This is a genomic window from Xanthomonas hortorum pv. cynarae (assembly GCF_002939985.1).
Classification (GTDB): Bacteria; Pseudomonadota; Gammaproteobacteria; order Xanthomonadales; family Xanthomonadaceae; genus Xanthomonas; species Xanthomonas hortorum_D.
This window is the reverse complement of record NZ_MDFM01000006.1, coordinates 118,473-131,479: the sequence shown is the minus strand read 5'-3', so window position 1 is coordinate 131,479 and position 13,007 is coordinate 118,473. Positions and strand designations below refer to the sequence as shown.

Below are 13,007 nucleotides of genomic sequence, written 5' to 3'. Positions count from 1 at the left end.
AAAGAGATTTAGAGTGGCTAAGAAAACGTAGCAAGCAGGTCGTCAGGCGGCTGCGGACTGCTGCGTAGTGGTATTGGTCGCCGCTCTCAGTGAACGGTGACGCGCGGGGCATCTCCAAAGTTATCTGCGCCGGACACCACCACGCGGTCGCCCGCCTGCAGCCCGGAGAGCACCTGTACTTCGCCGAGGCTGCTGACGCCCATGCGCACGGGGCGGCGCACCGCAGTATTGCCATCCATCACATAGGCGTAGCTGCCGCCGGATTGTTCGACGAACGGGCCGCGTTCGACCTTGAGCACATTGCGGCGGGTGTCCATCACCACCCGTGCGCTCATGCGCTGGCTCTGGCGCAGACCCGGCGGCTGCTTGTCGGCAAAGCGGATGCGCGCGGTGACTTCGCCGTTGACCACTTCCGGCGACACCGCCGAGATGGCGCCCGGGAATGGCTCGCCATTACCGCTGGTGAGCTGGGCCGGCATGCCGATCGCCAGATCGCGCGCGAAGCTCTCGGGCACCTTGATTTCGACTTCGAACTTGGACAGATCCACCACGCCCAGGATCGGTGCGTTGGCAGTGACCTGGGTGCGCTGCACCGCCTGCACCTGGCCGACCTGACCATCGAACGGCGACAGCAGCGTGAGCGCATCGACCTGGCGCTGCACCTCGGCCACCACCGCGCGTTGACGGTCGGCGAGCAGGCGCTTGTTGCGCGAATCCAGATCCGCGCCCTGGCTCTTCAACGACGCATCGCGCTCGGCGTGCTGCAGGTCGATGTCGGTCTTCTTCAAGGTGTCCTGCGCCTTGGCCAGTTCCACCTGCGGCACGGCGCCGCCATCGTAGCCGCGCTGATAGCGCTCCAGGTCGCGTGCGGCGGCCTGCTTGTCGATCTTGGCCTGGTCGGTGAGCTTGCTGGCGTTGGCACGGGCCAGCGTGGCATCCAGCCCGGCGCGGCTGGATTCGGCCTCCAGGCCGGCCAGCGTGGCCTGCTCCTGCGCCAGCTTGCTGCGCAGCTCCGGGCTGTCGATGCGCGCCAGCTCCTGGCCCTGCTTGACCACGTCGCCGGCCACCACGCTCAGCGTCACCGTGCCGGCCGAGATGGCGTACAGCACCGGGCTGTTGGCGGCGATGACGCGGCCGTCGGCGGCGATGTCGCGCACCAGATCCCCCTGGCTGACGGTGGCGATGCGCACCCGGCTGGCATCGAACGAGCGGCTGCCGGCGCTCCACGCGGTGACCGCCCAACCAATACCGGCCAACACGGCGACCGCAGCGATGCCGGGCCACAGCCAACGACGCCATGGCGTGCTCTGGGCGGATGTACGGAGAACCTGGTCCTGGGCAGAAGTATCGCGAATCATGATCGGCTGGCTCGTTGGCGTCACTGCGCTAAAGCAGAACCTGTGCCAATCGCCAAGTGTTTGAAAGTAAAAGTCTTTGTGTTCGGGTCGCATGTGTCCGCAGTGTCCGCGGACATCAACGCGGACACGCTGTCCGGGCACGGCCATGCAGCGGACAAGAACGGACACGCTAAAATGCGCGGCTTCGTCCTCAAGGGTTGTCCTATGTGCGGCATTGTCGGAGCGATCGCCAGGCGCGATGTGGTCCCGGTCCTGATCGAAGGACTCAAGCGTCTTGAGTACCGTGGCTACGATTCCTCCGGCATTGCGGTACTCGATGGCGCGCAGCTGCGCCGCGTGCGTCGTACCGGGCGCGTGGTGGAGATGGCGCAGGCAGCGCAGGCCGAGCAGTTCGGCGCGACGCTGGGCATCGGCCACACCCGCTGGGCCACCCATGGCGGCGTCACCGAGGCCAACGCGCATCCGCATATCAGCGACGGCGTTGCGCTGGTGCACAACGGCATCATCGAAAATCATGAAGAGCAGCGCGAGAAACTGCGCGCACTCGGCTACACCTTCGAATCACAGACCGATACCGAAGTCATCGCGCATCTGATCCATCACCATCTGGGCAGCGCAGGCGATCTGCTGATCGCGCTGCAGCGCACGGTCAAGGAACTCACCGGCGCCTACGCGCTGGCGGTGATGAGCCAGGCCGAGCCGGAGCGCTTCGTCTGCGCGCGTATGGGCTGCCCGTTGCTGATCGGCGTGGGCGAGGGCGAGAACTTCGTCGCCTCCGATGTCTCGGCGATCGTGCAGGCCACCCGCCAGGTGATCTTCCTGGAAGAAGGCGATACGGCCGAACTGCGCCGCGACGGCGTGCGTATCTTCGATGGCAACGACGCGCCGGTCGAACGCCCGCTGCACCTGTCGGATGTCTCGCTTGCATCGCTGGAGCTCGGTCCGTTTCGCCATTTCATGCAGAAGGAAATCCACGAGCAGCCGCGTGCGCTGGCCGATACCATCGAAGCGGCGATCGATGCGAAGGGATTTCCTGCCTCTCTGTTTGGTGCGAATGCCGAAGCGGTGTTGCGCGACATCGAAGGCGTGCAGATCCTGGCCTGCGGCACCAGCTACTACGCCGGGATGACCGCGCGTTACTGGATCGAAGCCATCGCCGGGCTACCGTGCAGCGTGGAAATCGCCAGCGAATACCGTTACCGCGCTGCCTACGCCAACCCCAAACATCTGATCGTCACCATCTCCCAATCCGGCGAAACGCTGGACACGATGGAGGCGCTGAAATACGCCAAATCGCTGGGGCATCTGCACACGCTATCGATCTGCAACGTGCCCGAAAGTGCGATCCCGCGCGCCAGCGAACTGGTCTGCTACACACGCGCAGGCGCCGAGATCGGGGTTGCCTCGACCAAGGCGTTCACCACGCAGCTGGCGGTGCTGTTCCAGCTCACCATGGTGCTGGGCAAATTGCAGGGCCGCATCAGCGAAGCCGAAGAAGCGGACTATCTGGAGCAGCTGCGCTTTCTGCCCGGCAGCGTGCAGCACGCCTTGAATCTGGAGCCGCAGATCACGGCCTGGGCCGAGCGCTTTTCGGCCAAGGAAAATGCGCTGTTTCTCGGCCGTGGCCTGCATTACCCGATCGCGCTGGAAGGCGCGCTCAAGCTCAAGGAAATCTCCTATATCCACGCCGAAGCGTATCCGGCCGGCGAGTTGAAGCACGGCCCGCTGGCGCTGGTGGATGCGGCGATGCCGGTGGTGGTGATCGCACCCAACGACCGCTTGCTGGAGAAGGTCAAATCCAACATGCAGGAAGTACGCGCGCGTGGTGGCGAGCTGTTCGTGTTTGCCGACCAGGACAGCCACTTCAGCGAGTCCGAAGGCGTGCACGTGATCCGCACTCCGCGCCACGCCGGCGTGCTGTCGCCGGTGATCCACACCATCCCGGTGCAACTGTTGGCGTATCACACCGCACTGGCACGTGGCACCGATGTGGACAAGCCGCGCAACCTGGCCAAGTCGGTGACGGTGGAGTAGCGGCAGAAGCCCAGCATCGTGGGCGGTCGCAGGGATCTCTCGGTCCGACTGGACAATGGTTCGTCCAACCAGCGGCGATGTATGGCGGGCGGACGGGTAATGCTTCGTCCAGACCGAAAAGAGCGAAAGGGCGGGGGCGTCATTGCTCCCGCCCTTTTGCGTTTCTGCAGCGCGACGCTTGCGACTCCTGCTGGTCTGCCATCCACAGAATCGGATCGCGCATGCCGGTTCCGCGGTGGGGACTTGGCCTGATCATCCAGGCGCCAAGGGACGCTAGTCGCGCTCTAGCTCCCCTGCGAGGATCGATGCCAGGGCGTCCATGTTCAACACATTCACTTTGCCGTAGCCAACGTCGATCAAGCCTTGGGCTTTCCATGCTTTCAAGAGCTGGTTCACGGTAGGACGGGAGACGCCCAGCCTGTCGGCCAGCGCACTCTGTGGCATGCGGACGTTGTGTTGGGCAGTGAGAAGCTGAGCCGCCAGCCGGCGTTCGAGCGAACGTGCCTGGTTGGCTTCAATCCAGTCCAAGGCCTGGCGATAGCGTGAGCACACCAGGCGGGTGATGGCCAGGAGCGCCGCCGGGTTGGATGCGATCACACGGTTGAAGGCGACAGTCGAGACGACGGCGATCTTGCTACGTCCGTGGGCCACCGCGCTGAACGCCCTTGCCCGCTCATCCAGCAGCGGAACTTCTCCAAACCACTGGCCTGGTCCAAGGATCAGCGACAGCCTCTCGCTGAGCTGGATCGGCTCCAGAGAGACCCGGACCGAGCCGCTGAGAATGCCGAACATGCAGGCAGGGGAGGAACCCAGCTCAAAAATGCGCTGCCCCGCAACACACGTTCGAACCGAAGCCTGGGAGAGAAAAATCTCTGCAATCTCTGGACTCAGGGTGCCATCGTCAGGCATAGCCGGGACCGTGGTCGAACCGTTCTGATTTTACAGTCTGGAGGGTGCAACGGGGGCACCATGCAGGCCTAATCCTTGGAGAACCGGCCATGTATGTGGGTCACTTTGCGATCGGACTGGCCTTGAAAGCCAGCTTTCCGGGCATCCCAACGCTTCCGTTACTACTGGGCGTGGGCTTTCTCGACATCCTGGACGGTATTTTCATCATGCTTGGCTGGGACATCGTAACGCCCAACTTTGCTGCAGGCCCCTATCTGTTCTTCGACCTGACATTCATCGACTGGGATCATTCGCTCTTGGCGGCGGTGGTTTGGTCCGTTGTCTGGGCTTGCCTCTTCTGGAAAGACAGGCGCATTGCAGTTCTGGCGTTTGTCGCGTCTTTCTCTCACTTCCTTGCCGACTGGCCAATGCACAACAATGACCTGGCGCTGTTGCCGCATTCACAGACTCACTTTGGGCTGGGACTGTGGGGGCGGCTTGGAACCGCCTCTTGGGTGATCGAAGGAGTCTTTGTTGTTGTGCTGGCCGCTTACGCCTGGAATTCTGCGCGCAAGCGTGGGGTGAACTGGATTTGGCCGCTTGTCGTCTTGACGATCGCGTTCTTCAATCTTTCCCCGTGGCTGTCTCCGATGAAGCACATCGCCGTGTTGGACGAACCGGCGGCGCATCTGCTCCACGGTTTGCTCGTAACGCTGGGGTTCCTTCTGCCCGGTGCATTGCTTACGTGGCTTGTAAATCGTGAAGAGCGGAAGGCACTGCGCTTGCGTACCCGATGACGCGCCCGGCAGCGGCAGTCGGGTCGGTCGCGGGTAGCAATTAACCGGTGCCGTGCAAGGTGCGGTGACGGCGCGTGGCCACAGTGAGCTAACCCGTCGCGCGATCTCGCTGCGGTGGATGATTGGCAGACGACGGACCTGGCTGCCAACGCGATGGCCCAGGTTATGCATACGCTCTTGCGAGGGTCCCACCACGCAGGAGGACGTATGCACGAGTCTTTCAAACAGGGCGCGCCGGCCGAGTTGTGGCAGGCGTTGGTACGTGAGGCAGGGCAGCGCATCGCGCGGCCGCTGGACGAATCGCGCGAGCATTATCTGGTGTTCGTGTTGCTGCGCTTCCAGCGCGATGCGCATCTGCTTTCGCGCACGCAGGCATTGGCGTGGTTGCATGCGCAGGAACAGATGGGCAGTGTGCGTGCCGATCTGTTGCGCGATCTGGGCGATGGCTGTCTGCTGATTGCCGGGCTGTTTCCCGGAGTGGCGCAACGTCGCCGGCTTAGCGTGGACTACTTCATCGACCTGGGGCGCGGCGCCTATTCCGATGTGGCCGACACCCGTTGCAGCGATGCCAGCCTGTTCGCGCAACTGGCCGAGAGCTATCGCGAGTTGGTCCACACGCTTGCCGCACTGCGCCCGCCGCGCGAGTGGCAGCGCAGTACTGGCGGACTGTTGCATGCATAGATAAGCGCCACTTCCGGGGCGGTCCCTACAGATGTGGGGACCGCCCCGACTGCCAAGTGCGCGTGATGCGCCCACACTATGTTCGCAACTGAGCGTTCAAGCCGACTGCGGATCGTTGTCTGATGGACCGAGCACTGTGCTATTGGCCGCTGTCCGCGCGGTCTGACAGTGTCTTGTCGCATTGCGTGGGGGACACGCAATGCGACGCCATTTCCAGTGGAAGGAGTCTATGAAAGCATTGATTGCGGTGGCGATCTCGGCACTGAGCGGCATTGCGATGGCTGGCGATGTTCCGCCCGGTTATGCGGGTGTGGGCGGGATGACCTTGCAAGACATCGACCCGGCCATCTACGTCTACCACTACGACCACGGGTTTGTGGGCGAAGACGCGATGGGGTGGGATCCTGCGCTGCAGTTCGCCTGGTCGCGCATCGCTGCGGCCAAGGTCTGCGGCCAGCAGCCGGTCGAGCAGGAGGCCATCGTTACCAAACTGGTGGCGCAGTACGGCCAGGATGCGGTCGTACATCAGATCAACGGCATCGAATTTCATGAAGTGCAGATGCGTGCTTCCAGCGCGTTCTGTACGGCCGCGCGTGGGGCAGAGGCTGTGGCAGTGGTGCCTGCATTTGCCACTGGCGATTTTTCGACAGCGACGGCCCATGCCGCCGCCGCGGCTGCCGGCACGGTGTTGGTCGCTGCAACAGAAGAGCAGCCCGCTTCACAAACGCAAGCTGATGCCGTCATTGCATCGTCGGCGGATTGGGCGTTGCAGCTTCCGTTGCATGCCAGCATGCGTGTGGGGTCCAACGGCCTACCCAACGGCGACGAAATGTTGCGCGTGGTGCGGCGGGGACACACCGGGGCGGTGGTGGGTTTGCAGATCGCCACCAGCCTGTTCGCGCGCGGCATCGCAGTGTCGTCCTTTGGTAAGGGGCAGCTGAAAGGCGAGAAGATGGAGGCCGTGGGGAATCCCGGATATCAATTGCAGCGCGATGCGGTCAATGCGCGTCTGAAGACCTACTTCAGCGGGCATCCGGCAGCACTGCCGGTGGACCCGTTCCCGCTGCAGGTGCTGATGTCCGACTGGCTGCTGGTCTACCAGAGCCTGGCCGATACCACATCGCCCTACGAGCTGCGCTATGCAGTGACGATCGGCGGTGAGCGCTCCGGCCTTCTGAAGCGCAAGGCCAGCCCAGTCAATCTGGACTGTGCACCGACACCGCGCACTGCATCGCTGGAGGAGTGGGAGGCCAACGACTACGCGCTGGTCAAGGAGGCCGCGCAGGCCTACAGCGAGGAATGTGCTGCAAGATTTGCCGAGCAGTTGCCGCAATGGTTTCCGGACAGAGAGGCTGTTGCCGCTTCCAACTGATGCAGTGCGCCGCGCTGGATGGCAGCTGCATCTGCGTGCAACGGCTTTATTCAAAAATGCGGGCAGTCTTGTGTATTGACGCACGTTGCTCGAACGCGCCGTTTTGTAACAACTGCCGATAGCTCGCACGCATAAAAAATGCCCGGGAATTCCGGGCATTTTTTGTTCTGCGTTAGGCCAGCGGCGTATTGGAAATAATCTCTACCCAATAGCCGTCCGGGTCCTTGATGAAGGCCAGGTGCCTCATGCGGCCGTCTTCCAGGCGTTTCTGGTAAGGCACATTGAGAGCGTCGAAACGCGCGCAGGCGGCGTGGATGTCGGGCACCGAGATGCAGATGTGGCCGAAGCCGCGCGGCTCGCTGTTGCCGTCGTGGTAGACCGGGCCGTCCTGGGTTTCGGTGCCGTGGTTGTGGGTGAGTTCCAGTACGCCGGGGATGCCGGCCATCCACAGACGACGTTCGGTATCTTCTTCGGGGATTACGGTGTCTTGCGGCAACAAGGCGAGAAAATACAGGCTGAATTTCGCATCGGCAAAATCGCGCGCATCCAGCAGGCGGAAGCCGAGCACACGGGTGTAGAAATCCAGCGAACGCTGGGCATCCTTGACGCGCAGCATGGTGTGGTTGAACACGAAGCCGCTGGTGTCGGCAGGCGCGGCGCTGGCGCCGGGAACGTGTTGTAGGTCGGTCAAAGGCATTGCGGTCTCCTCGATGGAATGGGGGGAGCAGGTCTGTCTGCGTTGGACGCCGATAGTAGCGAGGCAATGGTTGTCGGTATGTCTGCATTGCGCGGGGCGGTGATCCGACCGCGCCGCGTTCTGGTTGATCGCGCCAGACCGCATGACCTGCACGGGTCAAGGTAGTGGCATGGGCCCGACTCCGACTCCGAACGGTCGGGCCCCTGCGCACAGCGGCTGTCTCAGAACCAGATGCGCACGCCGGCAACGAAGCGGCTGTCGCGCGCCGGTTCGTCTTCGATCGCGGTGCGTCTGGCGGTGTCACCGAAGCTGCGGCTGTGTACCCAGCCGATATAGGGCGCGAAACGGCGGGTGATTTCGTAGCGCAGCCGTAGGCTAAATTCGGCCTGCTCCACGCCGTTGTCGATGTTGCGCCGGTCATCGTCGGTCAGGGCGATACTGACTTCCACGCGCGGTTGCAGGATCAGCCGGTTGGTCAGCAGCACCTCGTACTCGCCTTCCAGTCGCAGTGCGGCACGGCCGCCGCTGCCGATGTAGAGCGTGGCTTCGGTCTCGAACTTGTAGGGTGCCAGTCCCTGCACGCCGAAGGCGGCCCAGCTGCGATGTGCGTCCGCGCCGATGTCCTGACGTGCGCCAACCAGTACATCCCACCACGGCGAGATGGCGTGACCGTAGAACGCCTCCAACGATGCGTCCTGCGTGCGCCCTTCGTGCCGCTCGCCTTCGCTGCGCAGCCAGAGCCGGTCGATGTCGCCGCCGATCCAGGCGCGTGCTTCCCAATCCTGACCACTGCCGCGGTTGGTATTGGACGCTTCCAGTCGATCGAGCAACACGTAGTGATTGATGCCTGCCGTGTGCATCGCATGGTGCTGCAGAGGTGCAAAAGCCGCAGCGATCTCCTCGGAAGTGGGCTCGGGAATAGGCTCACGCGGCAATGCGCTGGTGGTGGGCGATGCCGGCGTTTGGGTCGCCGCTTCGGTGTGCTGCGCGTGCTGCATGTTGGTGTGATCCATCGGCCCATGCTGCGCTGGTCCATGTTGCATCGGGGCGTGCTGCATCGACGCGTGCCCCACCGACGCATGGTCCATATCTGCCTGGGGCTGCTGGCTGTGGCCCGGTTGTGGATTCGTAGAGGCCTGGTGTGCGGCATGCTTGACGTCGGCGTGCTGCATGCCTGCGTGATGCATCGATGTCGGCGATGCCGAAACGTCGGCTTGTACCGGGCGTTGCGCAGGCGTGCTGTCGGCAGCGTCTGCCGATGGCGATGCAGCGCCGGTGTGCTGCAGATGCGCGTGATCCATCTGTATCGCATCTGCGGTCTCCTGCGCAGATGGCGGCGATGCCTCTGTCGCGATGGATGACTGCGGCTGGGCCGGCATCGCGTGGTCGGCCATCTGCATTGCCTGCGTGCCATCGGCATGCGCGGATGAATCCATCGCCTCAGGCACATGCTCCTGTGCAGTAGCCGATGCGCTCAGCAGCAGTGCGAGCAGCACCACGTCTTGCGTACGAAGCGCGCTCATGCCTCCACCCGCACTTCGCGCATCATGCCCGCTTCCATGTGGTAGAGCAGATGGCAATGGTAGGCCCAGCGGCCCAGCGCATCGGCACGCACGCGGTAGGTGCGGCGGGTGCCGGGCGGCATGTCGATGGTGTGCTTGCGTACCTGGAAATGGCCGTCGGCGTCTTCCAGGTCGCTCCACATGCCGTGCAGGTGGATGGGGTGCTGCATCATGGTGTCGTTGACCAGCACGATGCGCAGCCGCTCGCCGTACTGCAGCCGCAAGGGCTCTGCCGAAGCGAAGGCGATGCCATCGAATGACCAGGCGAATTTTTCCATATGCCCGGTGAGATGCAGCTCGATCTCGCGCCCGGGCTCGCGCCCATCCGGATCGTCGAACACGCTGTGCAGGTCGGCGTAGCACAGCACGCGGCGGCCGTTGTTGCGCAGGCCAACGCCGGGGTCGTCCAGGCGCGGCGCAGTGGCATTGCTGCGCATGTCGATCAGCGGATTGCCGTCTTCGCTGGCAGGGTGGTGCGGGGTCTTGCTGTGCGCATCGTTACTTGCATGCCCATGCCCCTGCATCTGCATGTCTGGCATCGGCATTGCCATCGCGTGTGCCGCATGCGGATCGCTTTGCGTCGTGTCGCCGCCGTGCATGGCGTGATCTGCATGCGCCATGCCATCGCCATGCCCCATATCCTGCATGGTCAGGATCGCGCGCGGATCCAGTGCAGGAATCGGCGCCTGCAAGCCATGCCGCACCGCCAGCGTGCCGCAGGCGAATCCGGTACGACCCATGTCCTGCGCGAACAACGTAAATGCGTCCTGGCCGATGGGTTCGACAATCACGTCGAAGGTTTCTGCAGCAGCAATGCGCAGCTCGTCCACGCTCACCGGGTGCACGTATTGGCCATCGGCGGCCACCACGGTCATACGCAGGCCGGGAATGCGGATGTCGAAATAGGTCATCGACGAGCCGTTGATGAAACGCAGCAGCACTTTTTCGCCGGGGGTGAACACCCCGGTCCAGTTGCCGGCCGGGGCGACGCCGTTGAGCAGATAGGTGTAGGTATTGGCGTTGACGTCGGACAGGTCGGTGGGAGTCATGCGCATGCGCCCCCACATGCCGCGATCGGCCAGCGTTGCGCGCAAGCCGTCTTCGCGCGCATCGCGCAGAAAATCGCCCACGGTGCGCTGCGCGTAATTGTCGTGGCTGGGCATCTGCTTGAGCCGCCGGAACAGTGCGGCCGGCTCCAGATCGGTCCAGTCCGAGAGCAGCACCACATGCTCGCGATCGTGCCGATACGGCGGCGGTGTCAGCGGGTCGATGACGATCGCGCCGTACAAGCCGGCCTGCTCCTGAAACATCGAATGGCTGTGGTACCAGTAAGTGCCGGATTGGCGCAGCGCGAAGCGGTAGTGATACTCCTGGTCCGGCGCGATGCCGTCAAAGCTCATGCCCGGCACGCCATCCATGTTGGCCGGCAGCAACAGGCCGTGCCAATGCACCGAGGTAGGCTGGTCGGCCAGCGCGTTGCGTACGCGCACGCTCACGGTGTCGCCCTCGCGCCAGCGCAGCGTGGGCGCGGGCAGGCTCTGGTTGACCGTGATGGCGGTGCGCGCGCGCCCGGTGAGGTTGACCGGCATGCGGCCGATCTGCAGCGATTGGCTGCTGCCGCGCAGGACCGGCGTGTTCACCGGGTTGGACGCACGCGCATCGCTGCGCCACAGGCCGGTGGTGGCGGCAACACCGCCCAGGGCGATGCCCTGCACGAAGCGGCGTCGGCTCAGGCCGCCGTTGGAGGGTGGATCGAAAGAATTGGGATCGAAAGACATGACATCTCCGCTGCAGCCCACCGATGAAGGCGAACGCATCGCATCGCTTAGAAACCCCGCGCAGCAAGCACGCGGGCCCGATGACAGCAAAAGCCGTCAGCGCTCAGGCGATGGGAGGTCGAACCGGTTGCTCGGGCAACGGGCTGCTGCGTCCTTCGGCCAGGTTGGCCGGCAACGCCGAGTGACCGAGCAGACCTGCGGGCACCGCAGGCAGGGTCAGCAAGGCGAGGCTGCAGTGCTGCAGGCAGTCGCAGCTGCCCAGCTTGCAGCAATCGGCTGCGTGCGCATGCTTGGCGTTGTCGTGGGTAGGCACGGCGGCAGTCGGCTGCATGTCGGCATGGCACGGCATTGCGGCCGGCATGGAAGCCTGCGCAGCTGACGCAGCCGGTGCCATCGCACCCGAGGCCATCGCCGGCATCGCCATACCCACCGACGCCCACGCGCCGGTGGCCGTATTGGCAACCAGGCACAGGCACAGCAGCAGGCGGAGCAGGCAACGCAGCACAGGCGGTCAGGGCAGGCAAACAGGTGCGATGAGCATAGCATCGGCTCCCAGCTGTCCGCCCGATGACCCGCCGGCCGTGGCCGCGCGCCTTGCAGCGGTAGAATCGGGGCTTCCTTCGCCGCACAGTCCTGCCATGTCGCAGCGCCAGTGGGTGGCCGCCGCCATCCAGAAGATCGAAGCCGATTTCAACCGTTCGGCCGACACCCACCTGATTCCGATGGACCTGCCGGGCTATCCGGGCATCGACCTGTATTTCAAGGACGAGTCCAGCCACCCCACCGGCAGCCTCAAGCATCGGCTGGCGCGCTCGCTGTTTCTGTACGCGCTGACCAACGGCTGGCTGCGTGCGGGGCGGCCGGTGATCGAGGCCTCCAGTGGCTCGACTGCGATTTCCGAAGCGTATTTCGCACGTTTGCTGGGTGTGCCCTTCATCGCGGTGATGCCGGCCTCGACCTCGCCCGAAAAGATCGCCGCAATTCAATTCCAGGGCGGCCGCTGCCATCTGGTGGAGCGTGCCTGCGATCTGGACAGCGCCTCGCACCAGCTCGCCCGCGAGACCGGCGGGCACTTCATGGACCAGTTCACCTACGCCGAGCGCGCCACCGACTGGCGCGCCAACAACAACATCGCCGAGTCGATCTTCAAGCAGCTGGCCGACGAACCGCACCCGATTCCCGAGTGGATCGTGTGCAGCCCCGGCACCGGCGGCACCAGCGCCACGTTGGGCCGTTACGTGCGCTACCGGCGCCACGCCACCCGCATCCTGTGCGTGGACCCGGAGGTGTCGGTGTTCTTCGACGGCTATTGCCGCGCGGTGGACGGGCAGTGCCCCAAGGAGCTGGCCATCACCGGCGGCTCGCGTATCGAGGGCATCGGCCGCCCGCGGGTGGAATCGAGCTTCATCGCCAGCTGCGTGGACATGATGATCAAGGTGCCCGACGCCTTGAGCCTGGCGGCGATGCGCCACGTCAGCGCCACGCTCGGCCGCCGCGTCGGCGGCTCCACCGGCACCAATTTCGTCGGTGTGCTGCAGGCCGCCCAGCGCATGCGCGAGGCAGGCCGTACCGGCTCCATCGTCACCATCCTGTGCGATGCCGGCGAGCGTTATGCGCACAGCTATTACGACCCGGCCTGGTACGTGGCGCACACCATCGACGTCACCGACAGCAATGCGGCCATTGCCATCGCAGTCAACGGCGGCGACTTGCCCACGTTGCCTTGTGCGGCGCTGGAATGACCGCCATATCCTTGGAGCTGCCATCGACACTGCTGCGCCTCGCGACGTTTTGCTAGCCACACGTGTTGATTCTTGATCCAGTCACCCGTCATCCAGTC

The 13,007-nt window shown here is 64.2% G+C and carries 11 protein-coding genes; 5 read left to right on the top strand and 6 right to left on the bottom strand.

Features of this window, described 5'->3' with window-relative positions; genetic code table 11:
• Positions 1–86: 86 nt before the first annotated feature.
• Positions 87–1,358, bottom strand: a complete 1,272-nt coding sequence (locus XcyCFBP4188_RS06135) for an efflux RND transporter periplasmic adaptor subunit (RefSeq protein WP_095574964.1) — start codon at positions 1,356–1,358, stop codon at positions 87–89.
• 204 nt (positions 1,359–1,562) lie between these two features.
• Here XcyCFBP4188_RS06135 and glmS point away from each other — a divergent pair, with 204 nt between their 5' ends.
• Complete coding sequence (glmS, locus tag XcyCFBP4188_RS06130; RefSeq protein ID WP_104591791.1) at positions 1,563–3,392, top strand: glutamine--fructose-6-phosphate transaminase (isomerizing); 1,830 nt, start codon at positions 1,563–1,565, stop codon at positions 3,390–3,392.
• A 273-nt stretch (positions 3,393–3,665) separates the two neighbouring features.
• Here glmS and XcyCFBP4188_RS06125 read toward each other — a convergent pair whose 3' ends face one another.
• A complete protein-coding gene (locus XcyCFBP4188_RS06125) occupies positions 3,666–4,301 on the bottom strand; it encodes a Crp/Fnr family transcriptional regulator (RefSeq protein ID WP_006450441.1) in 636 nt (211 codons plus the stop codon).
• 89 nt (positions 4,302–4,390) lie between these two features.
• On the opposite strand from XcyCFBP4188_RS06125, the gene XcyCFBP4188_RS06120 reads away from it, so the two are divergent.
• The 3 genes from XcyCFBP4188_RS06120 (at position 4,391) to XcyCFBP4188_RS06110 (ending at position 7,130) form a co-directional block, all read left to right on the top strand.
• Positions 4,391–5,077 (top strand): hypothetical protein, encoded by a 687-nt coding sequence (locus XcyCFBP4188_RS06120; protein ID WP_006450442.1) that lies wholly within the window; start codon positions 4,391–4,393, stop codon positions 5,075–5,077.
• A gap of 207 nt (positions 5,078–5,284) precedes the next feature.
• Positions 5,285–5,758, top strand: coding sequence for a hypothetical protein (locus XcyCFBP4188_RS06115; protein ID WP_006450443.1), 474 nt, complete (start codon positions 5,285–5,287; stop codon positions 5,756–5,758).
• A gap of 229 nt (positions 5,759–5,987) precedes the next feature.
• The gene (locus XcyCFBP4188_RS06110; RefSeq protein ID WP_006450444.1) at positions 5,988–7,130 is read left to right on the top strand and encodes a hypothetical protein; all 1,143 of its coding nucleotides are present in this window, start codon (positions 5,988–5,990) and stop codon (positions 7,128–7,130) included.
• Between the two features lie 172 nt (positions 7,131–7,302).
• Here the strand turns inward: XcyCFBP4188_RS06110 and gloA are convergent, their stop codons facing one another.
• The 4 genes from gloA to XcyCFBP4188_RS06090 all read right to left on the bottom strand — a co-directional run bounded on the left by gloA (position 7,303) and on the right by XcyCFBP4188_RS06090 (position 11,672).
• Positions 7,303–7,827 (bottom strand): lactoylglutathione lyase, encoded by a 525-nt coding sequence (gene gloA / locus XcyCFBP4188_RS06105; RefSeq protein ID WP_006450445.1) that lies wholly within the window; start codon positions 7,825–7,827, stop codon positions 7,303–7,305.
• A gap of 221 nt (positions 7,828–8,048) precedes the next feature.
• A complete protein-coding gene (locus XcyCFBP4188_RS06100) occupies positions 8,049–9,128 on the bottom strand; it encodes a copper resistance protein B (RefSeq protein WP_374730457.1) in 1,080 nt (359 codons plus the stop codon).
• A 218-nt stretch (positions 9,129–9,346) separates the two neighbouring features.
• Positions 9,347–11,167, bottom strand: coding sequence for a copper resistance system multicopper oxidase (locus XcyCFBP4188_RS06095; protein WP_006450447.1), 1,821 nt, complete (start codon positions 11,165–11,167; stop codon positions 9,347–9,349).
• Between the two features lie 103 nt (positions 11,168–11,270).
• On the bottom strand, positions 11,271–11,672 hold the full coding sequence (locus XcyCFBP4188_RS06090; protein ID WP_006450448.1) for a CopL family metal-binding regulatory protein: 402 nt from the start codon (positions 11,670–11,672) through the stop codon (positions 11,271–11,273).
• A gap of 133 nt (positions 11,673–11,805) precedes the next feature.
• Between XcyCFBP4188_RS06090 and XcyCFBP4188_RS06085 the strand changes: the two genes are divergently transcribed.
• Positions 11,806–12,909, top strand: a complete 1,104-nt coding sequence (locus tag XcyCFBP4188_RS06085; RefSeq protein WP_006450449.1) for a PLP-dependent cysteine synthase family protein — start codon at positions 11,806–11,808, stop codon at positions 12,907–12,909.
• Positions 12,910–13,007 lie beyond the last annotated feature (98 nt).

Bases quoted from the DNA above. Each gene is read 5' to 3' on its own strand.
- gloA (WP_006450445.1), bottom strand. From the start codon at position 7,827: ATGCCTTTGACCGACCTACAACACGTTCCCGGCGCCAGCGCCGCGCCT.
- XcyCFBP4188_RS06115 (WP_006450443.1), top strand. From the start codon at position 5,285: ATGCACGAGTCTTTCAAACAGGGCGCGCCGGCCGAGTTGTGGCAGGCG.
- XcyCFBP4188_RS06120 (WP_006450442.1), top strand. From the start codon at position 4,391: ATGTATGTGGGTCACTTTGCGATCGGACTGGCCTTGAAAGCCAGCTTT.
- XcyCFBP4188_RS06135 (WP_095574964.1), bottom strand. From the start codon at position 1,358: ATGATTCGCGATACTTCTGCCCAGGACCAGGTTCTCCGTACATCCGCC.
- XcyCFBP4188_RS06100 (WP_374730457.1), bottom strand. From the start codon at position 9,128: ATGGATCACGCGCATCTGCAGCACACCGGCGCTGCATCGCCATCGGCA.
- XcyCFBP4188_RS06110 (WP_006450444.1), top strand. From the start codon at position 5,988: ATGAAAGCATTGATTGCGGTGGCGATCTCGGCACTGAGCGGCATTGCG.
- XcyCFBP4188_RS06085 (WP_006450449.1), top strand. From the start codon at position 11,806: ATGTCGCAGCGCCAGTGGGTGGCCGCCGCCATCCAGAAGATCGAAGCC.
- XcyCFBP4188_RS06125 (WP_006450441.1), bottom strand. From the start codon at position 4,301: ATGCCTGACGATGGCACCCTGAGTCCAGAGATTGCAGAGATTTTTCTC.
- glmS (WP_104591791.1), top strand. From the start codon at position 1,563: ATGTGCGGCATTGTCGGAGCGATCGCCAGGCGCGATGTGGTCCCGGTC.
- XcyCFBP4188_RS06095 (WP_006450447.1), bottom strand. From the start codon at position 11,167: ATGTCTTTCGATCCCAATTCTTTCGATCCACCCTCCAACGGCGGCCTG.